The organism is Amycolatopsis regifaucium (assembly GCF_001613935.1).
Lineage (GTDB): Bacteria > Actinomycetota > Actinomycetes > Mycobacteriales > Pseudonocardiaceae > Amycolatopsis > Amycolatopsis regifaucium.
In genome coordinates, this window is sequence record NZ_LQCI01000014.1 from 146,835 (window position 1) to 173,528 (window position 26,694).

The 26,694-nt window shown below is 69.1% G+C and carries 26 protein-coding genes; 5 read left to right on the forward strand and 21 right to left on the reverse strand.

Annotation, left to right across the window (positions count from 1 at the left end):
- Positions 1-110: 110 nt before the first annotated feature.
- The 4 genes from AVL48_RS17565 to AVL48_RS17580 all read right to left on the reverse strand — a co-directional run bounded on the left by AVL48_RS17565 (position 111) and on the right by AVL48_RS17580 (position 3,916).
- Positions 111-383 (reverse strand): hypothetical protein, encoded by a 273-nt coding sequence (locus AVL48_RS17565; protein ID WP_061984167.1) that lies wholly within the window; start codon positions 381-383, stop codon positions 111-113.
- A 94-nt stretch (positions 384-477) separates the two neighbouring features.
- Complete coding sequence (locus AVL48_RS17570) at positions 478-1,575, reverse strand: FAD-dependent oxidoreductase (protein WP_061984166.1); 1,098 nt, start codon at positions 1,573-1,575, stop codon at positions 478-480.
- Between the two features lie 64 nt (positions 1,576-1,639).
- The gene (locus tag AVL48_RS17575; protein WP_061984165.1) at positions 1,640-2,584 is read right to left on the reverse strand and encodes a ferritin-like domain-containing protein; all 945 of its coding nucleotides are present in this window, start codon (positions 2,582-2,584) and stop codon (positions 1,640-1,642) included.
- A gap of 87 nt (positions 2,585-2,671) precedes the next feature.
- On the reverse strand, positions 2,672-3,916 hold the full coding sequence (locus AVL48_RS17580; RefSeq protein ID WP_061984163.1) for an aspartate aminotransferase type Ic: 1,245 nt from the start codon (positions 3,914-3,916) through the stop codon (positions 2,672-2,674).
- A 177-nt stretch (positions 3,917-4,093) separates the two neighbouring features.
- Here AVL48_RS17580 and AVL48_RS17585 point away from each other — a divergent pair, with 177 nt between their 5' ends.
- Positions 4,094-4,612: a hypothetical protein gene (locus tag AVL48_RS17585; protein ID WP_061984161.1), complete on the forward strand. Its 519-nt coding sequence runs from the start codon at positions 4,094-4,096 to the stop codon at positions 4,610-4,612.
- Here the strand turns inward: AVL48_RS17585 and AVL48_RS17590 are convergent, their stop codons facing one another.
- From AVL48_RS17590 to AVL48_RS17650, 13 genes are all read right to left on the reverse strand, one after another.
- Positions 4,613-5,107, reverse strand: coding sequence for a hypothetical protein (locus tag AVL48_RS17590; protein WP_061984159.1), 495 nt, complete (start codon positions 5,105-5,107; stop codon positions 4,613-4,615). It abuts the gene before it with no gap.
- Positions 5,104-5,592, reverse strand: a complete 489-nt coding sequence (locus AVL48_RS17595; RefSeq protein WP_061984157.1) for a hypothetical protein — start codon at positions 5,590-5,592, stop codon at positions 5,104-5,106. Before AVL48_RS17595 ends, AVL48_RS17590 begins: the two co-directional genes overlap by 4 nt.
- Entirely contained in the window at positions 5,592-6,827 is a 1,236-nt protein-coding gene (locus AVL48_RS17600; RefSeq protein WP_061984155.1) for an MCE family protein, read from the reverse strand. Before AVL48_RS17600 ends, AVL48_RS17595 begins: the two co-directional genes overlap by 1 nt.
- On the reverse strand, positions 6,824-8,038 hold the full coding sequence (locus AVL48_RS17605; RefSeq protein WP_061984153.1) for an MCE family protein: 1,215 nt from the start codon (positions 8,036-8,038) through the stop codon (positions 6,824-6,826). Before AVL48_RS17605 ends, AVL48_RS17600 begins: the two co-directional genes overlap by 4 nt.
- Positions 8,035-9,225, reverse strand: coding sequence for an MCE family protein (locus tag AVL48_RS17610; protein WP_061984152.1), 1,191 nt, complete (start codon positions 9,223-9,225; stop codon positions 8,035-8,037). The genes AVL48_RS17605 and AVL48_RS17610 overlap by 4 nt, the downstream gene beginning before the upstream one ends.
- Entirely contained in the window at positions 9,222-10,253 is a 1,032-nt protein-coding gene (locus AVL48_RS17615; protein ID WP_061984252.1) for an MCE family protein, read from the reverse strand. Before AVL48_RS17615 ends, AVL48_RS17610 begins: the two co-directional genes overlap by 4 nt.
- The gene (locus tag AVL48_RS17620) at positions 10,250-11,287 is read right to left on the reverse strand and encodes an MCE family protein (RefSeq protein WP_061984150.1); all 1,038 of its coding nucleotides are present in this window, start codon (positions 11,285-11,287) and stop codon (positions 10,250-10,252) included. Before AVL48_RS17620 ends, AVL48_RS17615 begins: the two co-directional genes overlap by 4 nt.
- 154 nt (positions 11,288-11,441) lie before the next feature.
- Entirely contained in the window at positions 11,442-12,758 is a 1,317-nt protein-coding gene (locus AVL48_RS17625; protein WP_061984148.1) for an MCE family protein, read from the reverse strand.
- The gene (locus AVL48_RS17630; protein ID WP_061984146.1) at positions 12,755-13,603 is read right to left on the reverse strand and encodes an MlaE family ABC transporter permease; all 849 of its coding nucleotides are present in this window, start codon (positions 13,601-13,603) and stop codon (positions 12,755-12,757) included. Before AVL48_RS17630 ends, AVL48_RS17625 begins: the two co-directional genes overlap by 4 nt.
- 1 nt (position 13,604) lies before the next feature.
- Positions 13,605-14,390 carry an MlaE family ABC transporter permease gene (locus AVL48_RS17635; RefSeq protein WP_143104862.1) on the reverse strand — a complete coding sequence of 262 codons (786 nt, stop codon included), beginning with the start codon at positions 14,388-14,390 and terminating at the stop codon, positions 13,605-13,607.
- A 91-nt stretch (positions 14,391-14,481) separates the two neighbouring features.
- Positions 14,482-15,243, reverse strand: a complete 762-nt coding sequence (locus AVL48_RS17640) for a glucose 1-dehydrogenase (protein WP_061984143.1) — start codon at positions 15,241-15,243, stop codon at positions 14,482-14,484.
- A gap of 18 nt (positions 15,244-15,261) precedes the next feature.
- On the reverse strand, positions 15,262-16,146 hold the full coding sequence (locus AVL48_RS17645) for a 3-oxoacyl-ACP reductase (protein WP_061984142.1): 885 nt from the start codon (positions 16,144-16,146) through the stop codon (positions 15,262-15,264).
- 74 nt (positions 16,147-16,220) lie between these two features.
- Entirely contained in the window at positions 16,221-16,412 is a 192-nt protein-coding gene (locus AVL48_RS17650; protein ID WP_061984140.1) for a ferredoxin, read from the reverse strand.
- Between the two features lie 103 nt (positions 16,413-16,515).
- On the opposite strand from AVL48_RS17650, the gene AVL48_RS17655 reads away from it, so the two are divergent.
- From AVL48_RS17655 to AVL48_RS17665, 3 genes are read left to right on the forward strand one after another with little or no spacing between them, the layout of a single operon-like run.
- Positions 16,516-17,697, forward strand: a complete 1,182-nt coding sequence (locus tag AVL48_RS17655; protein WP_061984137.1) for an acyl-CoA dehydrogenase family protein — start codon at positions 16,516-16,518, stop codon at positions 17,695-17,697.
- Between the two features lie 9 nt (positions 17,698-17,706).
- Entirely contained in the window at positions 17,707-18,780 is a 1,074-nt protein-coding gene (locus AVL48_RS17660; RefSeq protein ID WP_061984136.1) for an acyl-CoA dehydrogenase family protein, read from the forward strand.
- On the forward strand, positions 18,777-20,288 hold the full coding sequence (locus tag AVL48_RS17665; RefSeq protein WP_061984134.1) for a long-chain-fatty-acid--CoA ligase: 1,512 nt from the start codon (positions 18,777-18,779) through the stop codon (positions 20,286-20,288). Before AVL48_RS17660 ends, AVL48_RS17665 begins: the two co-directional genes overlap by 4 nt.
- Before the next feature lie 160 nt (positions 20,289-20,448).
- Here the strand turns inward: AVL48_RS17665 and AVL48_RS17670 are convergent, their stop codons facing one another.
- Complete coding sequence (locus tag AVL48_RS17670) at positions 20,449-21,054, reverse strand: TetR/AcrR family transcriptional regulator (RefSeq protein WP_061984132.1); 606 nt, start codon at positions 21,052-21,054, stop codon at positions 20,449-20,451.
- A gap of 65 nt (positions 21,055-21,119) precedes the next feature.
- Here AVL48_RS17670 and AVL48_RS17675 point away from each other — a divergent pair, with 65 nt between their 5' ends.
- The gene (locus AVL48_RS17675; protein ID WP_061984130.1) at positions 21,120-21,545 is read left to right on the forward strand and encodes an SgcJ/EcaC family oxidoreductase; all 426 of its coding nucleotides are present in this window, start codon (positions 21,120-21,122) and stop codon (positions 21,543-21,545) included.
- Between the two features lie 280 nt (positions 21,546-21,825).
- Here the strand turns inward: AVL48_RS17675 and AVL48_RS17680 are convergent, their stop codons facing one another.
- Genes AVL48_RS17680 through AVL48_RS17690 form a run of 3 tightly spaced genes read right to left on the reverse strand, consistent with a single transcriptional unit; the run spans position 21,826 to position 26,599 of the window.
- Positions 21,826-24,519, reverse strand: a complete 2,694-nt coding sequence (locus tag AVL48_RS17680; protein WP_061984128.1) for a bifunctional acetate--CoA ligase family protein/GNAT family N-acetyltransferase — start codon at positions 24,517-24,519, stop codon at positions 21,826-21,828.
- 2 nt (positions 24,520-24,521) lie between these two features.
- Complete coding sequence (locus AVL48_RS17685; RefSeq protein WP_061984126.1) at positions 24,522-25,694, reverse strand: acetoin utilization protein AcuC; 1,173 nt, start codon at positions 25,692-25,694, stop codon at positions 24,522-24,524.
- Between the two features lie 56 nt (positions 25,695-25,750).
- Positions 25,751-26,599: a sulfurtransferase gene (locus AVL48_RS17690; RefSeq protein ID WP_061984124.1), complete on the reverse strand. Its 849-nt coding sequence runs from the start codon at positions 26,597-26,599 to the stop codon at positions 25,751-25,753.
- Positions 26,600-26,694 lie beyond the last annotated feature (95 nt).

The window sequence follows — 26,694 nt, forward strand, 5'->3', positions numbered from 1 at the left end:
ACAGGTTGATCAACACAGGATCAGGGACACCCCCGAGCCCAGAAGTACATGATGGCCCCCTTCCTTGCGCCTGGCGCAAGGAAGGGGGCCATCATGTACTTCTACCGGTTTTACCAGTTCTGGTAGGTGCCGGTCTCCGGGCCGTTCGCGTTGGCGTCCTTCACGAGACCCCGGAACCCGGCGCCGCCCTTGTTGCAGAGCGACTGCGTGTTGACCGAGACGCCGGTGGCGTTGGCGCGCTGCACATCGTCGTCGATGAGCATGCCGCCGCTGACCACCTGCAGGATCATCTCGTCACCGTTGCGCATGCTCTTGCCCTGCGCGTGGATGCACCCGTTGTCGTTGTTGCGCCACAGGTACACCTGCCTGCCGATCTTGTACATCAATCAACCCCCAGACAGATTTCTTCGTTGACGGCGCGGAAAGTACTGAAGATCATCAAGCGTCACCCGGGAACCCGCCACATGTGACAGGCCGTCACGCGGCAATCGTCTCGTCCCACTCGATGTGGTGCTGGTACAGCCAATTCCGCCCCTCGTCGGACGTCGTCCCCGAAGAGAGCGCGGCGCTGCTCGCCACCAGCTTCTCCACCCGCGCTCGCCGCAGTCGCTCGTAAGCCGCGAAAGCCGTTGGCGCGTCAGGAAGATCCCGCAGGCACTTCGCCAGCACGACACTGTCCTCCAGTGCCATCGACGCCCCTTGACCCGCGGCCGGTGAAGCCGCGTGCGCCGCGTCGCCGACGAGCACCATCGACGCGGTGGACCACACCGGGGTCAACGGGACGTCGTAGGAGTGGCCGCCGAAGACGTCGTCCCCCGTCGAACGGATGATTTCCGCGGCAGGCAACGGTTCCCCGTCGAAGGCGGCGAAGGCCGCCGCACGCCATTCGGCCGCCGACAGTCCTACTCGGACTCCTTCGGCCGCGGGGAGCCGCGCGAACCAGTACGTCGAGCCGTCGGGAGCGCTCGTGTAGCCGAAGAAGGCGTGCAGGCTCTGGACCATCCGGTAGACGGACGGCGCCTGCGGGACGCTCGTGTCGGTCGTGTAGCCGTAGACGACGTCGAGGCCCGTCGAGCGCGGCGGCGGGCAGTCCGGATCGATGATGGTCCGGACGACCGAGCGCAGGCCGTCGGCGCCGATCAGGATGTCGCCCTCGGCGGTGGACCCGTCCTCGAACCGGGCGATGCCCGGGGAGGCGGCAACGAGCCGCTTCCCGCGCTCGACGGCGATCCCGCGTGAGATCGCCTCCTCCTGCAGCGTGCGATAGAGCGACGCCCGCGTCATCGTGCGCGGCCCGGCGAGGCCGTCGATGTCGAAAGAACGCCGGTCCACGGTGCGCCCGTCCGGCGTCACGAGTTCCAGTCCCACCGCGCCGAAGGAGTTCTCGACCACCGGCCCCTCGGCGCCGATCGCGCGCAACGCGTCCATGCCGTTGTGCATGATGGTCAGGAACGCGCCCGCGTCCTCACCACCGGACGGGTACGCCTCGTGAACGCTCGCGTCGATTCCGGCTCGCCGCAACGCCATCGCCGTCACCGTGCCCGCGATACCACCGCCGATGATCACTGCCCTCACCGCGAACCCCCTGTCGTGCCGCCGTCCTGAAAAGGTACCCGGAACGGCGGCACGACAGCGGGGTTCACGCGCCGCCGCTGGCGACGATGTCGCCGTTGACCCCCTTGGGGAAGAACCCGCCCTCCTTCACCGGGCCCGGGTTCAGGTACACCACGTTCAGCACCCGGTCGGCGCCGCGGCCGAAGCAGATGCCGTTGTTGTCGGCGGGCACGATGTTGGCCTGGTTGCCGAGCAGGATGCCCTGATCGTCGTCGCCCGGACCGTCGAGGGCGTCCCGCGCGTTGGAGATCTTGGCCGCCGCGTCGCCGAGGTCCCGGTCGAACAGCGACGTCCTGATGGTGGCAGCGTGATACGCCTCGGCTGCCAGGATCCCGGCGGCCGCGTCCAGGAAGGTCTTGTTGGTGATCAGCGGGGCGGCGCCCTTGTAGGCCGTCACGCCGACGTCCTCGAACAGGAACGCCGCGAGCAGGAAGTTCTTCTCGTTGGCGAACGGGTCGAACTGCTGGTATTCGCTGATCAGCCCGGCCGCCCGCGCCGCGGCGGTGAAGCTGTCCTTGAGATCGATCGCCGGCCGGGAGACCGCGGCCTCGCCCAGCGCGCCGCGCAGGAACTCGACGTGGGCGATCTCGTCGCTCGCGATCTCCTTCGCGAACTGGTGCAAGGCCTTGTCGTGGAACATCACCTTCTTGCCGCCGGCCACGCCGCCCTGGGTGCCGACGCCGCCGGTGATGTCGTCCGGCAGCCCGCGCCCGTGGACGGCGAAGGAGTAGAACTCGGCTTCGAGATACTCCAGGTTGAGCGCGAAATTCAGCACGGCCGCGTCGCTGGGCCCGCCCTCGGCGGCCGCTTCACCCGTCGCCGAAGCGGTCGAGGTGGCCTGTACGCCGAGGTAGGTCGCGCCGACGACACCGAGCCCCGCCGCGCCGGCCGCCTTCAGGAACCGGCGGCGATCCGTGCGGTTCCCGGCACTGCGCGAAATCAGGGTACGAACGAACGGCTTTCCGAACACGAGTGGTTCCTCTCGTCTTTGCGGTGCACACCCACCCACTCGGACGTTCGGAACCACCCGTGACCCGGATGGGAAAAGATCTCGACTTTATTTCTTCGTCGCCGCGGCAAGACGAACGCAGACGGCGAGGCCGCGGATCGCCTCTTCGACTTCGGCCAGCTCAGGGTAGGTCGGCGCGATGCGGATGACGGCGTCCTCGGGGTCGTCGCCGTAGGGGTGCGTCGCACCGGCCGGGGTCAGCGCGATACCCGCCTCCTTGGCCAGCCGCACGACCTCCTTGGCGGTCCCGGCGGGCACGGTCAGCGAGATGAAGTACCCGCCGGTCGGCTTCGTCCAGGACGCGAGGCCGCTCTCGCCCAGCTCCTTGGTGAGGATCTCGTCGACGGCCGCGAACTTCGGCCCGATGAGTTCGGCGTGCTTGCGCATGTGCTCGCGGACGCCGTCCTCGTCACGCAGGAACAGGGCGTGCCGGAGCTGGTTGACCTTGTCGGGGCCGATGGTCCGCTTGCCGATGAGGGCGATCCACCAGGCGAGGTTGGCCTCGGAAGCGCCGAGGAAGCCGACGCCGCCACCGGCGTAGGTCACCTTCGAGGTGGAGCCGAAGACGAACACGCGGTCGGCGTTCCCCGCCTCGGCGCACAGCGCGAAGAGATCGGCCAGCGGCACCTCGACGTCGGTGAGGTGGTGCACGGCGTAGGCGTTGTCCCAGAAGATCCGGAAGTCCGGCGCGGCCGTGGTCATCGCGGCCAGCCGGCGCACCGTGTCGTCACTGTAAGTGATGCCGGTCGGGTTGCTGTACTTCGGCACGCACCAGATGCCCTTGACCGCGGCGTCCTCGGCGACGAGACGCTCGACGACGTCCATGTCCGGGCCTGTCTCGGTGAGCGGCACCTGGATCAGCTCGATACCGAAGCGCTCGGCCAGCGCGAAGTGGCGGTCGTAACCGGGGACCGGGCACAGGAACTTGACGGTCGGCTCGTCGGCCCAGCGGCGTTCGGCGCCGGGAAGCTTGCTCAGGAAGGCCTGCACGATGACGTCGTGCATGAGCTCCAGGCTGGAGTTGCCCGCGGCCAGCAGCTGCTCGGCCGGGACCTGCAGCGGTCCGGCGAAGATGCGGCGGAGTTCGGGCAGGCCCTTCAGGCCACCGTAGTTGCGGACGTCCGTGCCGTCCTCGGCCTTGCGCACGTCACCGGGCAACGCGAGCAGCCCGTCGGCGAGGTCCAGCTGGCGGGGGGACGGCTTGCCGCGGGTGATGTCCAGGGAGAGGCCACGGTCGACGAGGGCCGCGTAGTCGCGGCGGGCGCTCTCGACATCGACAGGTGCAGTGGTCATGCCTAACGCTAAACCCGGCGGGGATCCGGCGTGAGACGAGGGTGGCCTACGCCTTCCTCGCACAAGATCCCATAACGGTTCCGGCGCGTTTTTCACCATTCGTAACGAGGCCAAATCCCCTAGTGACGGCTCCGTTGTTTCCCGCATTCTCGAGAGCACGAAGAAAAGGGGAGAAGAATGGAAACGAAGAAGTGGGCCGCGGGGACGCTGATGGCGGCGGGCGCGCTGGCGGCGGGCGCGCTGGCGGCATGCGCGGTACCCCATCAGGGAACGGCGACTCCGGCCGTCGCGGTGGCCGCTCCGCCGAATACGATCGTGCTCCAGCCGCCCGCGGTCGCGGCGCCACCCCAAACGGTTTACGTCGCGCCACCGACGACACGGACGATCCATCCCGCGCCCGCGGTTCCCGTGGCCCCAACGGTGATCGCCTACTACGACGCGCTCAACCGGCGTGATTTCCTCACCGCGTGGAATCTCGGCGGGCGACGGCTGGCCAAAGGCGGGACTTACGACTCCTACGTCAGGGGATTCGCGACGACCTCATGGGCGGCGCTCACGGTCACGAGCGTGAGCGGGAACACGGTGTACGTCGATCTTTCCGCTCGGCAGACCGACGGTTCGCTGCGGACCTTTTCCGGTTCCTACACTGTTTCCGGCGGCGCTATCAGCGGGGCGAGCATGAAACGTCTCTCGTGATCAGAGCGGGGTCAGCCGCGAGATCTTCCATCGGCCGTCGATTCGCTGGGCGGTGACCGAAAGCTGTGAGACCGACGACTGCGGGGCGCCGCCGCCCGCGGTGAGCGTCTGCTGATCGAGGAACAACAGCACTTCCGCGCGGTCGCCGCGCAACGACCGGACCCCGAGCGAACGGACCGTCGTCGTGCGCACCAGTTTCCGCTCCTCGGCCCGTTCGCGCGCCGACGCGAACTGGTCCCGGTACTGCCCGGTCGCTTCGCCGGTCAGCACGTCGGCCGCGGCCCGCTCGGTCCGCGCGAGATTGCTGTAGTCGTAGGAGAACACGGCTTTCACGCCGGCACCGACCTGGTCGGCGACCTCGGCGGTGGCGGCCTGGTCCACGAGCGCCGCGTTGCCGTCCGACCCCAGCGCCGACGCCTGGATCCCGAACCACACCGCGCAGCCGGTGGCCAGCGCGATGATCGCGAGCAGGAGCCGCGGTGCCCGCCCGGTCACGAGCCCGCCGCCTGCACCGCGCTGACCTTCCAGCCGTCCTCGACCCGCTGGTAGTCCACGGTCAGCCTGCTGACCTTGGGTACGGCGGAGCCACCGCCGGTGCTGACCTCCACGTCCAGCACGGCCATCAGCCGCGCCGTTCCGGCGACGGCGTCGAGTTCGGTCACCGCCGCCTGTTTCAGCTTGGCCGTCGCCACCGTCTTGCCGGTGTTCGCCCGGTCGATCTGAAGCTTCCGGTCGCCGGCGAGGTCCTTGCCGAGCCGTCCGGTGGTGACGCCGAGCCAGCGATCGACGTCCTGGGCGCCGGTGCGGTAGTCGATCGTGTTGAGCACTTCGAGCTGGCCGGAGGCGGCGGTGAGCACGGCCTCGCGTTCCCGTCCGCGCGCGAGGCCGTCGTCCCGCGCGGCGCTCCACCACGCCCAGCCGAACCAGGCGGCCGCGACGACCGCCAGTGCGGCGATGACGGTCAGGGCGCGGGTGAGCACTACTTACCGCCCAGCAACGCGCCCAGCCCGCCGGGTCCGGACCCGGTGAGCAGGCTCAGCACCCCGGGCAGCTGCGCGGATTCCGCCGCCTGCGGGGTCTGCTTCGGCCGTTCCGGGACCGCGGGCGGCTTCCCGGCGTACGGGGCGTTCTGCGAGCCTCGCACCCCTGTGGGGCTTCCCGGCGGCTCCGCGCAGTAGGCCTGGGTGTTCACCGGTGCCTCGGTGAGGTCGTTGGCGGGCCGCTGTTTCGTGCCCTCGTAACCCTTGGTGCACGAGACCGGGTCGAAGAAGTTGAACACGACCCCGAGATGACCGGTGCCGTCCGGCGACGTCGAGCGCGAGAACGCCGAAATGATCGGGTACGCCACGAGGAGTTCCTCGATCGCGTCGGTCCGGGCGGAGGTGATCTGGGCGGTGGTGAGCGCGTTCGCGAACAGCACCCCGAGGTCGGTCCCCGAAACCGCGAGCACGTCGCTGATCTGACGGCTCAGCTTCGGTGCTTCGTCGATCACCCGCCGCAGATCGGGGTCGGACGTCTTCAGCTGCGCGGCGATCGTTTTGAGCCCGCTGGAGAACTTCGTGATGTTGTCCGCCTGCCGCTGCTGGGTGTCCAGCACCGTCCGCGAACTGGCGAGCAGGCCTTGGGTGTCGGGCAGGTACTGCGTCGCCGTCGCGGTGAGCGAACCGGTGCTGTCGAGCAGTTGCCGCAGCTCCGGCCCGGCGCCGGCGAACGCCTCGTAGGTCTCGTCGACCACGGTCTTCAGCGATTCCGGCTGCACACTCGACACCAGTTTGTCCAGATTGGACAGGACGGTGTCCGGGGCGAGCGGGATCGACGTCCGGTCCCGTTCGATGACCGAACCATCGGCGAGGTACGGCCCGTTTTCGTGCATGGGCAACAGATCGACGTACTGCTCCCCCACCGCCGACCGGTTCGCGACCGCGGCTTTCGTGTCCGCCGGGATCTTCGGCGCGTCCGAATCGATGTCGAGGCCGAGGTCGATGCCGTGTTCGGTGAGCGTCATCGACGCGACCTTGCCGACCGCGACACCGCGATAGGAGACCTCGGCGTTGACGAAGATCCCGCCGGAGTCCACCAGTTGCGCGGTGACGAGGTATCCGCGGGTGCCGAAGAGCCGGTCCAGCCCGGCGTACTTGCCCCCCGCGTAGACGACCGACACGACCGCGATGACGAAGAACGCCGCCAGCTGGATCCTGGTCTTGCGCGTGATCACCGGCCACCTCCCAGCAGCGGCCCGAGGATCCCGCCGAGCACGCCGCCCAGGACGTCCCCGCCCTGTCCCTGCGGAACCTGCGGCGCTTGCGGGAGATCACCGGTGGGCAGCGGCAATATCGGTGGCGCCGCACCGGTGTTGAACGGGATCGCGCCGGGTGTACCGGTGCCCTTGCTCCCCGGCAGCTGGATGATCGGCTGCGACGAGTTGTTCATGTTCTCCAGGAAGGTGTCCAGGTTCAGGTCGATCTTGGCGTCCACGTTGGCGTAGTCGCCCTTGATCACGTTGCCCGCGTAGTCGGGGAACGGGTAGGTGAGCAGGATCCGCAGTGCCGTCGGCAGGTCCTGGCCCGCCTCGGTCAGCTTGTGGAGCGCCGGCTGCAGCGCGCGGAGGTTCGCCACCAGCTGGTCACGGCTGGCCTTGATCGTATCGGTCGCGACCCCGGACAGCGTGTTCAGCGACTGCAGCATGCCGACGAGCTGATCGCGTTGCTCAGTCACGATCTTGAGCCCCGGCGAGAGGTTGTCGAGCGCGTTGGTGAGGTTTCGCGTCTGCCCGGCCAGCGTTTTGGACAGCTTGTCGAGACCGTCGATGGCCCGCAGGATCTCGCCTTTGTGCCCGTCGAGTTCGGTGGCCAGCTTGTCCACCTGGGACAGCAGGGAGCGGATCTCGGCCTCGTTGCCGGTGAGCGCGTCGTTGAGTTCGTGGCTGATCTTCTGGATCTGCTCGACGCCACCGCCGTTGAGCAGCAGGGAAAGCGCGCCGAGGACCTCCTCGACCTCGGGGTTGCGGCGGGTGCGGTCCAGCGGGATCTTCGCGCCCTCGGCAAGGGATCCTTCAGGTTTGCCGGGGGCGTGCAGATCGACGAACTTCTCCCCCAGCAGGCTCGACTGGCGCAGTTCGGCGCGCGCGTTCGCGGGCAGCGCGATGTCGCCGTTGACGACCATGTTCACCCACGCCGACCGCGTATCCGGGGCGAGCTGGATGTTCTCGACCCGGCCGACCGGGACGTCGTTGACCTTCACACTCGCCTGGGGGACGAGGTCGAGGACGTCGGAAAACTGCGCGGAGAGCCGGTACGGGTGATCGCCGAGATCGGCTCCGCCGGGCAGCGGGGTGTTGTACAACCCCGAAAAGCCGCCGTCACCGCATCCGGCCAGCACCAGGACACCCGCCATCACCACCGCGATCTTCTGCCGTTGGCGCCTCATTTCGGGACCCCCTTGGTGAGGACGTCGACCAGGGGCAGCGGCAGCGGCGGCAGTTCGCCGCTCTGCAGCGACGCCAGCACCTGCGGGACCGACGGGAGCTTCAACGTGCCGTCGAGAATCGGCGCGAGCTGCTTGCAGATGTTCCCCAGCGCGTCCGGGATCGGTTTGGGCGTGCTCGCGCTGATCAGACGGCAGACGGTGAGGATCGGCGGATGCGTCAGCTCGTTCAGGTTGTCCCGTACGGCGATCGTGCCGGACGCCGCGTCGTAGGAGTTGATGAAGTTGGTCGCCCCGGTCGGCGCGATGTCGATCACCTCGGCGAGCGAGGCCCGCTGGTCCACGAGCACCTTCGTCAGCCCCGCGAGTTTGTCCACATTGGACGAGAGGAGATCCTTGTTCTCCGCCACGAACTTCTCGACGTCGCCCATCGCCGTCGCCAGGGAGTTCAGCGCGGCACCCACGTCGGCGGAGTCCGCGGCCAGGAACCCGCTGACGTCGGCGGCGCGGCGGTAGAACTCGTTGAGCTGCTGGTCGCTTTCGGCCAGCGCGGTGGTGAACGAGTTCAGATTCTGTACCGTGCCGAACAGGTCGCCTTTGGCACCGTCGAGGGTCTTGGCCAGTTCGGACAGCCGCGTCACCGTGGTGTTGAGGTTCTTCCCGTTGCCGCCGAGGTTCGCCGCGGCGGTGTCGAGCACATCGGACAGCGCGCCGTTCTTGTTGGCGCCGTTGGGTCCCAGGCTCGTCGAGAGTTTGTCGAGGCTCGTGTAGAGGTCGTCGAGTTCGGCCGGGGTCGCCGTCTTCTCCTTGGTGATCACCGTGCCCGCGGCCATTTCGGGGCCGCTCTCGTACGCCGGGGTCAGCTGGACGTACCGGTCGCTCACCAGGCTCGGCGCGACGACGACGGCACCGGCGTCCGCCGGGATCGGGGTGCCGCCGTCGATCCGCATGTCGACCCGGACCGCCCCGCCCTGCGGCGTGACCCCGGTGATCTCGCCGACCTTCACCCCCAGCACCCGGACCGACGACCCCGCGTAGAGGCCCACGGTCTTCCCGAAGTACGCGCTGATCTTCGTCCCGCCCGGGTCCCTGAACACCAGCCAGAGTCCGGCGGTCAGAATCAGTACGACGACGCAGGCGAAGGCGACCCATGTGTAGAGCGTGCGCCCGGTGCGCGTGTGGAGGGTCATCGGCCGCCCACCCCCTGGTTCGGCGCCGCGATCGGCGGGGTGCAGCCCTCCGGATTGACCTGGAACGCGCCGGCGATGATCGTCGGCGGCAACAGTCCGCACAGGTAGCCCTCGAACCAGCGCCCGTTGCCGGTCGCGTTGGCGCCGACGCGGGCGAACGGGGCCATCAGCGCGAGACTGCGGCTGAGGTTGTCCTGGTTGCGTTGCAGGATGTCGGTGACCTTGCCGAGTTTCTCCAGCGTCGGCTTCAGCTGTTGCCGGTTGTCGGCGACGAGCCCGGACAGCTGTGCCGAAACCTGGTGCGTGCCCTTGAGCAACGTACTGATCGCGTCCTTCCGGTTCTGCAGTTCGGCGAGCAGGAGATTGCCGTCGTCGAGGATCCGCTTCAGCTGGGCGTTGCGGTCGGAGAGCGTCTTGGCCACCTTGCTGGTGTTGGCCAGCAACGTCTTCAGGTCACCATCACGCGAAGAAACCGTCTTGGACAACGAAGACAGTCCGCTCAGCGTGTCCTTGAGGTATTGCGGGCTGTCCTTGAGCGCGTCGGAGAGCACGGTGAAACTCGTCGCCAGCTGTGCGGTGTCGATCTCGCCGACCGTGCCGGACAGCTGCTGGAACGCGTCCTGCAGTTCGAACGGCGTCCGTGTGCGATCGAGCCCGATGGTGGCGTTCGGATCCTGGTCGCCGGTGCCTTTCGGCGTCAGCGCCAGGAACTTCTCCCCCAGCAGCGTCTTGATCTCGATCGACGCGGCGGTGGCGTCGCCGACGCGGACGTCCTTCACCCGGAACTTCACCAGCACCTTCTTGCCCGCCAGCTCGACCGAGGTGACCTGGCCGACCTTGACCCCGGCGACCTGCACCTCGTTGTCCGGCGCCAATCCGGCCGATTCGCCGAAGTGCGCCGAGTACGTCGTCCCGCTGCCGAACAGCGGGATCCGGTCGGAGAAGTACGTCGTCATCGTGATCAAGACGATCAGGACCAAGGCGACTCCACCGACCATGGCCTGGTTGCGTTCCTTGAGCGGCTTCACGGCCCGCACCTCTCCGGTCGCTGCGTGCCGGGCAGCGGCGTGATCGGCAATTCGATGTTGAGCGACTTGATGCCGATGCTGCCGGAGATCCCGCACAGGTAGTAGTTGAACCAGCTGCCGTAGCTCAGCGTCCTGGTGAACTTCTGCAGGTTGCCCGGCAGCACCTGCAGGAGATGGTCAATCAGCTGTTCCGAATCGCCGAGGTTCTGTGACAGCGCGCCGAGCTGCGCGACGTCGTCCTTGAGCGCGGGACGCGCGTCGGCGAGCAGGCCCGTGGTGGCGACGGTGAGATCGCCCAGTGCCTTTACCGCCTCCCCGATCGGCTGCCGCTGTTCGGCGAGCCCGGTGACCAGGCGCTGCGTCTGGTCGATCAGTTCGCCCAGTTGCGGGGAGCGCCGTTCGACGGTGCCGAGCACGGTGTTGAGGTTCGCGATGACGTCACCGATGATCTTGTCCTTGCCCGCGATGGCCGACGTGACCGACGCGGTGTGCGCGAGCAGGCTGGTGATCGTCCCGCCCTCGCCCTGGAACACCTGGATGATCTCGTAGGAGAGTTTGTTGACGTCCTCGGGGTGCAGCGCGCGGAAGAGCGGTTTGAATCCGTTGAAGAGCACGGTCAGGTTCAGCGCCGGTTTGGTGCGCTCGGGCGGGATGATCCCGCCGCGCGGCAACGATTCCTGGTCGCCGATGTCCGTGCCGAGCGAGAGGTACCGCTGCCCGACCAGGTTGCGGTACTTGATGGTCGCGGTCACCGACGCCGGCAGCCGGTGCGCGGACTGGACGTCGAAGTGGACCCGGGCGAGGTTCCGTTCCCCCGCTTCGATCTCGATCCTGTCGACCTGCCCCACCTTCACCCCGACGATGCGGACGTCGTCGCCTTCCTTGAGCCCGGACGCGTCGGTGAACTTGGCGACGTAGCCCGACGTCTCGCCGAAGTCGGTGTTCGCGATGGTGGCGCCGAGGATCGCGGTGAGCAGCACGGTCACCACCGCGAAGATCAGGATCTTGACCAGATCCGGGACGAAGGACCTCATCGGGCGCCCCTCCCGCCTCGTGAGTGGCCGCCCCCGGTTGCCGCGGCCGGACAACTCCCGCGCCCGAAGCGGCCGTCCGTGAAGGCCTCCTTCCCTACGCTCAGGGTAGGGAAGGAGGCCTTCACGGCCCCGGAACCCGAGTTCGGCTCGCAGCTCATCGCAGCTCCACCTCCGCCCCGCGGTACAGCGGTCCGACCAGCAGGCTGCCCCAGTTCGGCACCTGGTCCGGCGTCGTGCCCATCGCCGGTGACACGAGCAGGTCGATCAGCCGTCGCTCGTCCGGCGTGTTCACCACCGAACCACCCGCGCTCCCGCCCGCGGGCAGCCTGCCGTCCGGGTCACGCGGCGGCGCCGGTTTGGACGAACCGTCGGCGATCGCGCCGTCCGGCGGGTACTGCGGCCAGCGTCCCGGCGGCGGCACCTGCGGATAGCACCGCGGGCCGCGCTTGTCGTCGTACTTCGGTTCGTCGACCCCGGGCAGGTACTTGCCGCGGCTCGGCGTGAACTCGATGGTCACCCGGCTGACCTCGGGATGCGCGGTTCCCTTGCCGAACGCGAGTTCCGCGCGCGGCACCGATTCGGCCAGCTGCTTGAGCAGGCACGGGTACTCCGGCGCGTACTTCGCGAGGACGTCCAAGGTGGGCTGGAGGTTGGTGGTGAGGCGGATCAGGTTGTCCTGGTTCACTTTCAGGAAGCTCGTCAGGTCGATCGAAGCCGCGGTCACCGTCGAATAGACGTCGGCGAGCCCGCGCTGGCTCTCGACCAAAGTCTTGCTCGTGGTGGTCAGATCCGACAGCGCGGCCAGCAGATCCGGCGCGGCGTGGGCGTAGATCGCGGCGGCGTTGGCCAGCCCGGTGATGTCGGCCTTGAGGTCGGGCAGCGACGGGTTCACTTTTCCGAGATAGTCCGACAGTCCCGCCAGTGTCGTGCCGAGCTGCTTGCCCTGACCGTCCAAAGCGGACGCGACGGCGTTGAGTGTGCTCGCCATCTTCTCCGGCTGCACGGCCTGCAGCAGCGGCATCACGTTACCGAGCACGGTCTCCAGCTCGATCGCGCTGCTGCTGCGGTCCTGCGGGATGACGTCGCCCTCGGCGATGTGCCGATCCGGCTTGTCGGGGATCTGCAGGGCGACATACCGCTCACCGAACAACGTCTTCGGCAGCAGCCGCGCGGACACGTTGGCCGGGATGACCGGCGTCTTGTCCGGTCGCAGCGCCAATTCCATCGTGGCACGGTCACCGTGCGCCTGGATCGTCCGTACCTCGCCCACCACCATCCCGCGCACCTTGACGTCGGCGCCTTCGCGCATCTGGTTGCCGATGCGGTCGGTCTCGAGTTTCACCAGGGTCACCGTGGTGAAGGCCTTCTGGTAGAAGGCGATGGTGGTGACGAAGAACAGCACGACCACCACGAGGAAGATCAGGCCCAGCACCTGGTGCCGGAGCCGTCGCAGCACTGTCCCCCTGTTCACCCGGAAATCCTCACCGTCGTCGTGGCGCCCCAGATCGCGAGGCTCAGGAAGAAGTCGAGCACCGAGATCAGCACGATCGACGTCCGCACCGCGCGGCCGACCGCGATACCGACCCCGGCGGGCCCACCACCGGCGGTATAGCCGTAGTAGCAATGGGAAAGGATGATGAGCACGCTGAAGACGATCACCTTGAGGAACGACCACAGCACGTCTTCGGGCGGCAGGAACAGCGTGAAGTAGTGGTCGTAGGTGCCCGCAGATTGGCCGTAGAGCCAGATGGTGATCTGCCGCGAGGCCAGATAGGACGAGAGCAGGCCGACGGCGTAGAGCGGGATGACCGCGGTGACGCCGGCGATCACCCGCGTCGTCACCAGGTACGGCAGGCTCGGCACGCCCATCACTTCGAGCGCGTCGATCTCCTCGGAGATCTTCATCGCGCCCAGTTGCGCGGTGAACCCGCAGCCGACGGTGGCCGAAAGCGCGAGCCCCGCGGAAAGCGGCGCGACCTCGCGGGTGTTGAAGTAGGCCGAGATGAACCCGGTCAGGGCGGCGGTCCCGAGCTGGTTCAGCGCCGAGTAACCCTGCATGCCGACGATGAGCCCGGTGAACAGCGTCATCCCGATCATCACGCCGAGCGTCCCGCCGATCACCGCGAGCGCGCCGGTGCCGAAGCTGACTTCGGTCAGCAGGCGGAAGACCTCACGGCGGTAACGCCGGATCGTGCGCGGCGTCCAGGCCAGCGCGCGGAAGTAGAACGACAGCTGGCCGCCGAAGCCCTCCAGCATCGCACCCGGGCGCGCGATGATCTCGAGCGTCCGATCCGAAACAACGGGTTCGCCTGCCATGTCACATCGCCTTCGGCGGCACGATCCGCAGGTAGATCGCCGTCAGCACGACGTTGATGAGGAACAGCAGCAGGAAGGTGATCACCACGGCCTGGTTCACCGCGTCGCCGACGCCCTTCGGCCCGCCCGCCGGGTTCAGCCCGCGGAAGGCCGCGACCACCCCGGCGACGAAACCGTAGAGGAGCGCCTTGATCTCGCTGACCCACAGGTCCGGCACCTGGGCCAGCGCGTTGAAGCTGGCGAGATACGCGCCAGGGGTCCCGCCCTGCATGACGACGTTGAAGAAGTAGCCGCCGAGTACGCCCACGACACTGACCAAACCGTTCAGCAGCACCGAAACCACGATCGCGGCGAGGACGCGGGGCACGATCAGGCGCTGGATCGGGTTGACCCCGAGCACCTCCATCGCGTCGATCTCCTCGCGGATCTTGCGGGCGCCGATGTCGGCGCAGACCGCGCTCCCGCCGGCGCCCGCCACCAGCAGCGCGGTGATCAGCGGGCTGGCCTGCTGGACGATGGCGAGCGCGCTGGCGGCGCCGGTGAACGACTGCGCGCCGATCTGCTGGGTCAGCGAGCCCAGTTGCAGCGCGATGACCGCGCCGAACGGGATCGCCACCAGCGCCGTCGGCAGGATGGTGACACTGGCGAAGAACCAGCACTGCTGGATCCACTCGCGGAACTGGAACGGGCGCTTGAAGATCGCGCGCAGGACCTCCCACGACAGGGTCGCGAGTCTGCCGACCTGGGTGAGCGCACCCGTACCCGGGACGGACACCGACGCGTTCACAGAACCTCCCAGTAGCCTGCCCCGAGTCTTACTCCACCTGTCAACGCCCCAGTGCGTTAGCGGTGTTCACTTTGCTCTCGGCACCTCCGCGCTAAAACTTGAGTGCGTGCGTCGCCGTCGCGCCGCCGTCGGCGACGAACTCGGCACCCGTGCTGTACGAACTTTCGTCACTGGCCAGGAACAACACCAGTTTCGCGATGTCCTCCGGCTGCCCGACCCGGCCCAGAGCGACCTTTTCGCCCACCCAGGACATGTCGACTTTCTGCCCGCCCGCCGCCGCGGCGACCATCGGCGTGTCGATCGCGCCGGGGTGCACGGAGTTGACCCGGATGTTCTTCGCACCGAGTTCGAGCGCCGCGACCTTGGTCATCCCGCGGATCGCGAACTTGCTCGCGGTGTAGGCGACGAGGAACGGCATCCCGGCGAGGCCTTCCACGGAGGACACGTTGACGATGGAGCCGCCACCGGCCCCGGTCATCGGTTCAACGACCGAACGCATCCCGAGAAACGCCCCGATCTGATTGACCCGGATGACGCGTTCGTAATCGGCCAGCGTGGTCTTGCCCAGCTCGGAGAAATGCAGGATGCCCGCGTTGTTGACCAGCACCGTCGGCGGGCCGAACTCGGTCAGGGCGCGCTGGATCGCGGTCTCCCACTCGGCCTCGTCACCGACGTCGAGATGCTGGTAGACGGCGGCTTCCCCGAGATCGGCGGCGAGTTTCTTGCCGTCGAGGTCGTTGATGTCCGCGATCACCACCCGCGCGCCCTCGGCGACGAAGAGCCGTGCGGCCGCCTCGCCCTGTCCCCTGGCCCCGCCGGTGATCAGCGCTACCTTGCCATCGAGCCTGCCCACTACATCATCTCCTACGGTCTACGGCAGCGACATGATCTCGGAAGCGGCGAACATGCGTTCCGGGTCGCGGTCGGCGAAGTAGCCGCCCACGGTGGTCACGAGTTCTTCGGTGGTCCAGGTGCCGTTGGCGGTGTCGAAGCGCTGTTCCACCGACGGCGGCCGCATCAGCGCGACCATCCCGCCGTAGACGAGGAACACCTGACCGTTGACCCGGTCGGCTTCGGGCGAGCAGAGGAAAGTCACGAACGGCGCGACGTGGTCGACCGAGAGCGGGTCGACACCGTCGGGTGCTTCGGCCCCGAAGACGGCCTCGGTCATCGCCGTGCGGGCGCGCGGGCAGATCGCGTTGGCGCGGACGCCGTAACGCGAAAGACCGCGCGCGGTGGAGACGGTGAGCGCGGCGATGCCCGCCTTGGCCGCGCCGTAGTTCGGCTGGCCGGGAGCGCCGAGCAGGAACGATTCCGACGCCGTGTTGACCACCCGGCCGTACACCGGCGCGCCGTCCACTTTGGACTTGTCGCGCCAGTACGCCCCGGCGTTGCGGGAAAGCAGGAAATGCCCGCGCAGATGGACGCCGAGCACGGTGTCCCAGTCGTCGTCGGACATCGAGAACAGCATCCGGTCGCGCAGCACGCCCGCGTTGTTGACCAGGAGGTGGAGACCGCCGAAATGGTCGACGGCGGCGGTGAGCAGCGCGTCCGCGGTCGAGGACTCCGACACGTCACCGGTGACCGCGATCGCCTTGCCGCCCCCGGCCTCGATCTCGTCGGCCACCTCCCGCGCCGCGGCCGACACGTCGTTGACCACCACCGACGCGCCCGACGCGGCCAGCGCCAGTGCCTCGGCCCGGCCGAGTCCCGCGCCGGCTCCGGTCACGATGGCCGTCTTGCCGTCCAAGCTCACTCCGGGCCTCCTTGCCTCTCACGGACACACACTAGAATCTGTTCTTGTCTCATGCAAGGGATGAACCAACGGCGCTAACCCCGGATGAGCAGGGCGTTTTTCGGACAGCTCGCCACCGCTTGAGTAACACGTTCTACTTGGTTCTGCGGAACGTCGGTCGTCGCGAGGACCAGCTCCTCGTCCTCGTCGAGATCGAAGACCTCGGGCGCGAAGCCGACACAGATCGCGTTCGCCTCGCAGAGCGAGCGGTCGACGTCGATCTCCATATTCCCTCCTCGCCGCCATACCTGGTACAACTAGAACAGGTTCTACCTTACCGCCGCAAGCGGCCATGGCACCAGTAACGAGCACCGACGGCAGAGGTGACGGATGCGGATCGACTACACGCCGGAGCAGCGCGCACTGGCCGGGGAACTCCGGGAGTACTTCGCCGGGCTGATGACCCCCGAGCGCCGTGAAGCGCTGGCCGGGGACGGCGGCGAGTACGGCGAAGGTCTGGTGTACAAGGAAATCGTGCGCGACCTCGGCCGCTCGGGCTGGCTCGCGATCGGCTGGCCGCGCGAGTACGGCGGACAGGACCGGCCGATGCTCGACCAGCTCGTCTTCACCGACGAGGCGGCCGCGGCCGGGGTGCCCGTCCCGTTCCTCACGGTGAACACCGTCGGGCCGACCATCATGCGCTACGGCACCGAAGAACAGAAGGCGTTCTACCTGCCGAAGATCGCCGCCGGCGAGCTGCACTTCGCGATCGGCTACTCCGAACCCGGCGCGGGAACCGACCTCGCGTCGCTGCGCACCCGCGCGGTCCGCGACGGCGACGACTACGTGATCAACGGCCAGAAGATGTGGACGAGCCTGATCGAATACGCCGACTACATCTGGCTGGCCGTCCGCACCGACCCCGAAGCCCGCAAGCACAAGGGCCTCAGCATGCTGATCGTGCCGACCTCGGCACCGGGGTTCTCGTGGACGAAGGTGCGCACGGTCGCCGGGCCCGGCACCAGCGCCACCTACTACGACGACGTCCGCGTACCCGTGACCTCGCGGGTCGCCGGGGAGAACGAGGGCTGGCCGCTCATCACGAACCAGCTCAACCACGAACGGGTCGCGCTGACCTCGGCCGCGCCGATCCAGACGTCGTTGCGGGACGTGCGGTCCTGGGCACGGACCACCAAGCTGCCCGACGGCTCCCGCGTGATCGACGTGCCCTGGGTGCGGCTGCATCTCGCGCGGATCCACGCGCACGCGGAGTACCTGAAACTGCGGAACTGGCGCATCGCCTGGGCGGCGGCGAGCAGCGAACTGGGTCCCGCGGAGGCGTCGGCGACCAAGGTGTTCGGCACGGAGTTCGCGACCGAGGCGTACCGGCTGCTGATGGAGGTCCTCGGCGCGGGCGCCGTGGTCCGTGAGGGCTCCCCCGGCGCGCTGCTGCGTGGCCGGATCGAACGGCTGCACCGGTCGTCGCTGATCCTCACCTTCGGCGGCGGCACCAACGAGATCCAGCGGGACATGATCGCCGCGACCGCCCTCGGCCTGCCCGTCACGCGCTAGGAGGCATTGATGGACTTCACACTCACCGAAGCGCAGCAGGACCTCGCGTCGCTCACGCGCCGGATCCTGACGGACAAGGTGACACCGGACATGCTGGGCACACATGGTTCCGGTGGATTCTCCGCTCCACTGTGGACAGCTCTGGCGCAGACGGGGGTGGTCGACGCCGCGCTGCCGCGGTCGGTCGGCGGTGGTGGGTTCGGGTTGCTCGAACAGTGTTCCGTGCTCGCCGAGATCGGGCGCGCGGTCGCGCCGGTCCCCTATCTGACGTCGGTCGTGCTGGCCGCGGCCGCGCTGGCCCGCTTCGGTGACGGGCGGCTGGCCGAACGCTGGGTCGTCCCGGTGCTGCGTGGCGAGCATGTCCTCGCCGTGGCACTGCCGGACTACGGCGTGCCATGCGGCTTCACCGCCGAGGCCGACGGCGACGGCTGGCGGCTGACCGGCGCGCAGACCGCGGTCCCGTCCGGCGCCTTCGCGCACGGGTTCCTCGTCGAGGCGGCCGTCGATGGCGGGCATCAGGTGTTCCTGCTCGACCGGGACGCGGTGACCGTGTCACCGCAACGAACCGTCGACCACGCCGACGCGGCGCTCGTCGAACTGTCCGGTGCGAAGGCGTCCGTGTCACTGGGCGACATCGGCGAATGGCTGCGGCTGCGCGGCACGATCGGCGTCTGCGCGCAGCAACTCGGCGTCGTCGAACGGGCACTGGAGCTGACCGCGGCGTACGCGCGGGAACGAAAGCAGTTCGACCATCCGATCGGGAGTTTCCAAGCGGTGCGGCAGCGGCTCGCCGACGCCTACATCGACGTCGAAGCCGTCCGGCTGACGTTGTGGCAGGCGGCCTGGCGGCTGAGCGAAGGCCATCCTGCGGCCGAGGAGGTCGCGACGGCGAAGTTCTGGGCGGCCGAGGCCGGGCACCGTGTCGCGCATACCGCCGTGCACGTCCACGGTGGGGTCGGCATCGACGTCGACCACACCCTGCACCGTTATTTCGTCGCGGCGAAACGGCTCGAATTCACGCTGGGCGGGGCGACCGCGCAACTGCGGGGGCTCGGCGATCTCCTGGCCGCGGACCCGGCATGACCCCCACGGTCACGGAACTCCTGCTCGCGCGGGCGGGGGACCGCTCGACCGGGCTGCTGTTCGAGGACCGTCGCTGGTCCTGGGCCGAGCACGTGACGGCCTGCGCCGCCCACGCCGCCGCGCTCGCCGCGATGCTGCGTCCGGGCGGGCATTTCGGGCTGCTGGCCGACAACGTCCCCGAGTTCTCGTTCCTGCTCGGCGGGGCAGCGCTCTCGGGGCACGTCCTGGTCGGCCTGAACCCGACGCGCCGGGGCACGGCGCTGGCCCGCGACGTCGCGCTGACCGACTGCGAACTGGTGTTCGCCGAGGAGAAGTACCTTCCGTTCCTGTCCGAGGCCAGTGTCCCGGTATTGCCGCTGAGCAGTCTCCAGCTCGCGCGGGAGGCCGTCGTCCCCGTGGCCGCGACGCCCGAAGATCTCCTCATGCTGATCTTCACCTCCGGTACCAGCGGCGATCCGAAGGCCGTCCGGTGCACGCACGGCAAGATCGCCTGTCCCGGTGAGATGCTGGCCTCCCGGTTCGGTCTGTCCGCACAGGACACCGTGTACGTGTCGATGCCGATGTTCCACTCCAACGCCATCATGGCCGGTTGGTCGGTCGGGCTCGCCGCGGGCGCGGGGATCGCGCTGCGACGGCGGTTCTCCGCCTCCGGTTTCCTGCCGGACGTCCGGAAGTTCGGCGCGACGTACGCCAACTACGTCGGCAAGCCACTGTCTTATGTGCTCACCACTCCCGAGCGGGACGATGACGCCGACAACCCGCTGAAACTGGTCTACGGCAACGAAGGCGCGGAGACCGACCTCGCCGCGTTCGGCGCGCGCTTCGGCTGTCACGTCGTCGACGCGTTCGGTTCGACCGAGGGCGGGGTCAACTTCGGCCGGGACGCCACCACGCCGCCGGGATCGCTCGGCCGCCTGCTCGACGGTGTCGCCGTCCTCGATCCGGAGACCGGGAAGCCTTGTCCTCCGGCGGAATTCGACGCGAACGGGAAGCTGCTCAACGCCGCCGAGGCGGTCGGAGAGCTGGTCAACACCGGCGGCGCGGGCTTCTTCGCCGGATACTACGGCGATCCGGCCGCGGAGGCCGAGCGGATGCGCGGCGGGATGTACCACACCGGCGACCTGGCTTACCTCGACGCGGACGGCTATTGCTACTTCGCCGGGCGGCTCGGCGACTGGCTCCGCGTCGACGGCGAGAACCTCGGCACCGCCCCGATCGAACGCGCGCTCGTCCGGCATCCCGCCGTCCGCGAGGCCGCGGTGTACGGGGTGCCGGACCCGCGGGTGGGCGACCAGGTGATGGCCGCGCTGGTCTGCCGGGCACCGGTCGACCCGGACGAGTTCGCGGTTTTCGTGGCGGCGCAAGGCGATCTCAGCCCGAAGCAGCGTCCCCGATTCGTGCGGGTAATCGACGAACTGCCGCGGACGGCGACGCACAAGGTGCTCAAACGAGACCTGGCGGCCGACGGGACGCGCGACGCTTGGACGCCGCGATACCCCGAATCCTGACACCCTGCGTTTAGTCCTCTGAACGCGGTAGTTCGCGTTACCAACCATCGCGTCGAGAGGACTGAACGCGGTGGCCTCCAGGGGCGATTCCAGGTGACCCGGCGCGGAGTGCCGCCACGCGGCGCGCTCGGCTCTCGGCGTTCCTCGGCAAGACACTGCGTCACCGAAGCAGCGAAACGACCAGTGTGTCCTTGAGCCAGGCTTCGTAGTCGTCGTGACTCCACCCGGCCTCGGTGACGAGGCTGGTGTGGACGTCGGCGCTCATCAGGGCCACGGCGATGTCCGCGGCCCTGGGCACGACGGCACGCCCGCTGTTCCGGACACGGCCGATGACCATCTCGACACCGAGCCGGTTGCGCCGGGCGCCCTCGGCCTGGGTCGCGGCGATGTCCGGATCGACGGCCGCACCGGAGCTCAGCATCGTGACGATGTCACCGCAGCGTTCCCGGACCTGGCGCGCGACGCGGGCCAGGAGACCGAGTAGTTCGGCCGCGTCCTCGGTTCGCTGTGCCTCGGCAACGAGGTCGGGGATCCCGGCCTCGTCGTCGAGGAGGTCGACGAGCCCACCGAGGACACCGGCCTTCGAGCCGTAGTGGGCGTAGATGGTCTGCGGGGACACCCCCGCTTGCCGCGCGATGAGACGGATCGGCGTCCGCGCGTACCCGCGCTCGGCGAAGAGACCGCGGGCCGCTGTCAGGATCGTGCGCAGCGTCAGCGCCTCACGGCGGTCGCGCAACCGGACGATGCCGGGAAGGTCCGCTGCCATGTATGCTCCTCGAAAGTTGGAACACTGTTCTAAGTAGTGGATCGCTGTTACAGGGAAGGATAGCGATGACGACCGAGGAGATCATCACCGCGCTGGAGCGCGCCTGGAACGCCGGCGACGGCGCGGCGTGGGCCGCGTGCTTCGCCGAGGACGCGGACTTCGTCGACGTCGTCGGCCGGATCCAGCGCGGCCGCGCGACGATCGCGCGAGAGAGCCAGAACATCTTCGACACCATCTACCGGGGCAGCACGCTGGAGATCCGCCAGGTGTCGAGCCGTCCGCTCGGCGGCGGGATCGACCTCGTGCACACCACGACCGTGCTGTCGGTCCCCGGTGGTCCCCGTGCCGGGGACACGCGCGGCGTGCAGTCGAAGCTCATCCGCGACGGAGAGATCGTCGCCTTCCACAACACGATCCGGGCCGATATCGCGGCGTTCGCCGGGCACGACGCCGACCTCGCCACCCGGTCGCCCCAAGAGTGGGATTCCTGACCGGCGCCGTTCCCTGCAGGCGGACGGCGTGACGCGCCTGCGGAAACATTGGCTCTGGCCGCTCGTGATCAGCGTGCTCGCGCTCGGCGCCTTCGCCGGGCTCGGTCCACGAGGTAACCGGCCTGGCGGACTCCGGCGAGTTCGGGGCGTCGGCGGTGCTGTTCGCCCTCCACCGGAAGGGGGGCTGCTCTACGGCGCGCGGTGGGCAAGATCGTCACGGCGGCGTTCGGGATCCTCGCGCCGCTGGTGACGAATGTGCTCAGCGTGGCTCTCCCCGGACTCAAGTAGGCGCGTTGATCGGCCGTAGCCGCCGCGGGCCGGTGTCGGGGCGGGTCGGCGGCGGACCGAGCACGATCCGGGCGTTGGCGACGAACGCGCCGTCCGGCGAGGCGAGGATCGGGTCGAGCGTCATCGAGCGGACCTCGGGGTTGTCCTCGGCGAGCGCGGCGACGCGCAGCACGATGTCCTGCAACGCGGCCAGATCCGCCGGTTCGTCACCCCGGTAGCCGGTGAGCAGTGGTGACGTCCGCGGTTCGCGCAGCAGCGTGGCGGCGTCGACGTCGGTGAGCGGGACGGCGCGATAGGCCCGGTCCCCCAACAGAGTGCTGACCAGCCCGGAGAGGCCGAACGACACGAGCGTGCCGAACGACGGATCGTCCTGGAGGCCGATCACACAGGACAGGCCCTTGGGCGCCATCCGCTGGACGTAGACGTCGTCGTCGCCGGAGGTCTCCCGCAGGTCGAGGTACGCCCGGCGTACACTGTCCACAGAGGACAGATCGAGCCGCACGCCGGCGAGGTCCGGCCTGCCGCGGAACCGTTCGTCGACCGCCTTGAGGGTGACCGGGAAACCCAGCTCTTCGGCCGCTTTCACCGCTTCGTCCACCGACGTCACGACACGGAACGGGACGACGTCGATGCCGTAACAGCCCAGAAGCCGGACCACGTCTTCGTCGGACAGCAGCGTCGTCTTGCCGTCCTCACCCGCCAGCAGTTCGTTGACGATCACCTGTGCCTGCTCGGCGTGCAGCCCCGCCGGCCGGACCAGGTTGCCCTGCGGCCGCTGACGCCAGGCGGCGTACCGCACGACGCGGGCGAGCGCGTTCACCGCGCGTTCGGGGCTGGGATAGGACGGGACCGAACCCCGCGTCGGCACACCGTCCTCGGACAGCACGGCCAGCTCGTCCGGCACGCCCTCGACGGCGAGGAAGGTCGACACGATCGGCTTGTTCTTGTCCATCTCGACGACGGCCTCCCGCAGAGCGCGGGCGTACGCGGCGCCGGGGATGGCCAGAGGAGGCACGAAGACCACGACGAGCGCGTCTGTCTCCGGGGAGTTGAGTGCTTCGCGCACGGCCGAGGCGAACTCCTCCGGGCTCGCCTGCGGCCCGACGTCGACCGGGTCCGAGGCCAGCCGCAGGCCCTGCGCCCGCGCGGTGTCGGCGGCCAGGAGCCCGATCGCGCTGGAGTTGCCCACGATGCCGACCCGCGGCCCGGCGGGCAACGGCTGGTGGGCGAAGACCAGGGCGGTGTCGAAGAGTTGCGCGAGCGTGTCGACGCGGACGACACCGGCCTGCTCGAACAGGGCCTGCACGCTGGATTCGTCGACCTCGGCCGAGGTCGCGGCCAGTTGCGGACGGACCGCGTGCCTGCCGGATTTCACCGCCACCACCGGCTTCGTCCGCGCCAGCCGCCGCGCGAGACGCGCGAACTTGCGCGGGTTGCCGAACGATTCCAGGTACAGCAGGACGAGGTCGGTCGCCGGATCGGTCTCCCAGTACTGCAGCAGGTCGTTGCCGGAGACGTCGGCCCGGTTGCCCGCCGAGACGAACGTCGAAAGCCCGAGTCCACGCGCTTCGGCGTCGGCGAGGATCGCGGTGCCGAGCGCGCCGGACTGGCAGAAGAACCCGGTGCGGCCGCGGGCGGGCAGCCGCGGCGCGAGGGTGGCGTTGAGCCGGACCGAGACGTCGGTGTTGAGCACGCCCAGCGCGTTCGGGCCGACCACGCGCATGCCGTGCGCCCTGGCCTCCCCGACCAGCCGCAGCTCGGCGTGCAGCCCGTGCGGGCCCGCCTCGGCGAAGCCACCCGAGACGATCAGGAGGGTCTTGACCCCTTTGGCCAGCGCACCGTCCAAAACGGACTCGACGGCTTCGGCGGGCACGGCGACCAGTGCGAGGTCGACGTCCTCGGGAATGTCCACAACGGACGGATAGGCGCGCACGCCGCGCACGGACTTGTGCTCCGGGTTGACCGGGTAGACGGTGCCGGCGAAGTCGGCGCTCAGCAGGTTGGTGAAGGCGACATACCCGATCTTCGTCGGATCGGTGGACGCGCCGATCACCGCGACCGACTTCGGGTGCAGCAGGTTGTGCACGCTGCGCGCCTCGGCAGCCTGTTCCCTGGCGCGGGCGACCGCGAGCGACTCCTCCGTCGGGTCGATGTCGAACTCGAGGTGCAGCACGCCTTCCTCGATCTCGCGGCTGACCTGGTACCCGGCGTCGCGGAACACCCGCACCATGCCCGCGTTCTCGGCGAGCACCTCGGCGACGAAGCGGCGCAAACCGCATTCCGAAGCGGCGGCGGCCAGATGCTCCAGCAGGATCGAGCCGAGGCCACGACCCTGGTGGGCGTCGTCGACGACGAAGGCGACCTCGGCCGACGGCCCGTGGTCGAGCCGTTCGTAGCGGCCGACAGCCACGATGTCGTCGCCCAGCAGCGCGACGAAGGCGACCCTGTCATGGTGGTCGACGACGGAGAACCGTTCGAGGTCCCGCTGCGGGATCCGCGGATAGGCGCCGAAGTACCGGAAGTAGCGGGTGCGCTCGGACAACCGGCCGTGGAAGGCCACGAGCCCGTCGGCGTCGCTGGGGATCACCGGTCGCAGGTGGACCGTGCCCCCGTCGGAGAGCAGGACGTCGGCCTCCCACTCGCGCGGGTAGTCGAAGGCGGCGAGCCTGGCGTCCTCAGTGGTCATGGTCAATCCCTCGGATCGTCCGGGTCGAGGCCGTGCAGCGGGAAGATCGCGCGGCGGGTGTCACGGATGGCGATGTCGACCGGCTCGTCCGCCCCGTCTCCCCACGGGACGAACCCGGTTTCCCGATCGTCGGACATCCGGGGCGGGATCTCGGCGGCCGGCGCGGCCCGCGAGATCGACGCGACCCAGTTCGGCGGCAACGCCGTCGCCGGGTCGACGTCGCGGTCGAGCACGGTGGCGAGCAGATGGGTCCATGACCGCGGCACCACCCGGATCAGCTGATAGCCACCACCGCCCACGGCGAGCCAGCGGCCACCGGCGTGCGCCTCGGACAGCTCGCGAAGCCGCCGGTAGATGGCGCGATGGCCGTCCACCGAAAGCGAGAGGTCCGCCAGCGGGTCTTCTTCGTGGGAATCGACGCCGCATTGGGTGACGAGGATCTGCGGGCGGAAGTGCTCCAGCAGCGACGGCACCACCGCGTCGAACGCCCGCAGCCAGCCACCGTCGCGGGTGCCGGGCGGCAGCGGCAGGTTGACCGCGGTGCCCTCTGCGCCGTCCTTGCCGGTCTCCGCCGAGTAGCCCGTGCCCGGCCACAGCGTGAACGGGTGCTGGTGCAGGGAAACGGTCAGGACCCGAGGGTCGTCGTAGAACGCCGCCTGCACCCCGTCGCCGTGGTGGACGTCGGTGTCGACGTAGGCGATGCGGTCGAAACCGTGGTCCAGCAGCCACGAGATCGCCACCGAACAGTCGTTGTAGACGCAGAAGCCCGACGCCTTGTCCGGCATCGCGTGGTGCAGCCCGCCCGCGATGTTCACCGCCCTGGTCGCCTCGCCGTCGGCGATCTTGCGCGCGGCCAGCAGCGTCGAGCCGACGACCAGCGCCGAAGCCTCGTGCATGCCGGTGAACACCGGGTTGTCCTCGGTGCCGAGCCCGTGCGCGAAATCCGCGCCGGTCATCGGCGCCTGCCGGACCGCCTCGATGTACTCGCCGATGTGGACGCGGCGGAGTTCGTCGTCGCCTGCCGGACCGGGGACGAGCAGTTCGACGCCGTCGAGCACGCCGAGTTCGGTGGCGAGCCGGATGGTCAGCTCGAGCCGCACCGGATTGAACGGATGCTCGCCGCCGAGGTCGTAACCCAGCAGCGAGGAGTCCCATACGACGGCCGGTGCTCGCATGGTCCGAACTCTAGTGCCCGGAAGCGGCTCATGCCCCGTGCCGGACCGCCCGCGGGTCAGCCCGGCAGCTCTCCGGTGGCGACCGGGCGCTCCGGATCACGGGACCAGTGCGACCACGAACCCGCGTACAGCGCCGCGGGCTCCGGATGGCCGGCGACCTCGAGCGCGAGGACGACGGACGAGGCGGTGACGCCCGATCCACAGTAGACACCGACCGGGGTCTCCGGTGTCACGCCGAGCCCTTCGAACCGCTCGGCCAGTTCCGAGGCGTCGAGCCAGCGGCCGTCCTCCCCGAGATGCCCGGAGAAAGGCGCGTTGACCGCGCCCGGGATATGCCCGGCGCGCGGGTCGACCGGCTCGGTCTCCCCTGTGTACCTCTGCTTGGCCCTGGCGTCGAAGAGCAGCCCTTCCCTGGCGAGCCCGGCGGCCTCGACGGCGCCCAGCACCGGCATGCCGCCGGGGTTCACGACGATGTCGCCCTCCTCCGGCACCGGGACCTCGTCCGTGACCGGCCGGTCTTCCCCGGTCCAGGCGGCGAACCCGCCGTCGAGCACGGCGACCTCGGTGTGCCCGGCCCAGCGCAGCAGCCACCACGCCCGGGCGGCGACCGACCCGTCGGAGTCGTCGTAGACCACGACCGGGTGACCGGCGCGGACCCCGGCCGCCCGCAGATGCCGCTGCAGCGTTTCCGGCTCCGGCAGCGGATGACGGCCGCCGTCACCCGGTTCCCCGGCGAGCGCGGTGTCGAGATCCACATACACCGCGCCCGGGAGATGGGCCTCACGGTAGGAATCGGCGCCGGGCGGGCCGGCGAGCCGCCAGCGGACGTCGAGGACTACGGAGCGTGCCGATTCCGGCCCGGAGAGCTGCGCGGCGAGTTCGCTGGTGGTGATCATGGGGCGCATGGGCCCATCTTTCCGCGCCTCCTGCCTTCACTACCAGCTTGGGGGACTTTTCCCGCCTCGGGCCTTGTTGTCCCCACGCCTGCGTCGCTGTCGGT

Excerpts from the sequence above, each read along its gene's own strand:
- AVL48_RS17690 (WP_061984124.1), bottom strand. The coding sequence starts at position 26,599 with ATGCGCCCCATGATCACCACCAGCGAACTCGCCGCGCAGCTCTCCGGG.
- AVL48_RS17670 (WP_061984132.1), bottom strand. The coding sequence starts at position 21,054 with ATGGCAGCGGACCTTCCCGGCATCGTCCGGTTGCGCGACCGCCGTGAG.
- AVL48_RS17685 (WP_061984126.1), bottom strand. The coding sequence starts at position 25,694 with ATGCGAGCACCGGCCGTCGTATGGGACTCCTCGCTGCTGGGTTACGAC.
- AVL48_RS17655 (WP_061984137.1), top strand. The coding sequence starts at position 16,516 with ATGCGGATCGACTACACGCCGGAGCAGCGCGCACTGGCCGGGGAACTC.
- AVL48_RS17630 (WP_061984146.1), bottom strand. The coding sequence starts at position 13,603 with ATGGCAGGCGAACCCGTTGTTTCGGATCGGACGCTCGAGATCATCGCG.
- AVL48_RS17665 (WP_061984134.1), top strand. The coding sequence starts at position 18,777 with ATGACCCCCACGGTCACGGAACTCCTGCTCGCGCGGGCGGGGGACCGC.
- AVL48_RS17605 (WP_061984153.1), bottom strand. The coding sequence starts at position 8,038 with ATGAGGCGCCAACGGCAGAAGATCGCGGTGGTGATGGCGGGTGTCCTG.
- AVL48_RS17660 (WP_061984136.1), top strand. The coding sequence starts at position 17,707 with ATGGACTTCACACTCACCGAAGCGCAGCAGGACCTCGCGTCGCTCACG.
- AVL48_RS17680 (WP_061984128.1), bottom strand. The coding sequence starts at position 24,519 with ATGACCACTGAGGACGCCAGGCTCGCCGCCTTCGACTACCCGCGCGAG.
- AVL48_RS17620 (WP_061984150.1), bottom strand. The coding sequence starts at position 11,287 with ATGAGGTCCTTCGTCCCGGATCTGGTCAAGATCCTGATCTTCGCGGTG.
- AVL48_RS17565 (WP_061984167.1), bottom strand. The coding sequence starts at position 383 with ATGTACAAGATCGGCAGGCAGGTGTACCTGTGGCGCAACAACGACAAC.
- AVL48_RS17585 (WP_061984161.1), top strand. The coding sequence starts at position 4,094 with ATGGAAACGAAGAAGTGGGCCGCGGGGACGCTGATGGCGGCGGGCGCG.
- AVL48_RS17610 (WP_061984152.1), bottom strand. The coding sequence starts at position 9,225 with ATGACCCTCCACACGCGCACCGGGCGCACGCTCTACACATGGGTCGCC.
- AVL48_RS17675 (WP_061984130.1), top strand. The coding sequence starts at position 21,120 with ATGACGACCGAGGAGATCATCACCGCGCTGGAGCGCGCCTGGAACGCC.
- AVL48_RS17650 (WP_061984140.1), bottom strand. The coding sequence starts at position 16,412 with ATGGAGATCGACGTCGACCGCTCGCTCTGCGAGGCGAACGCGATCTGT.
- AVL48_RS17580 (WP_061984163.1), bottom strand. The coding sequence starts at position 3,916 with ATGACCACTGCACCTGTCGATGTCGAGAGCGCCCGCCGCGACTACGCG.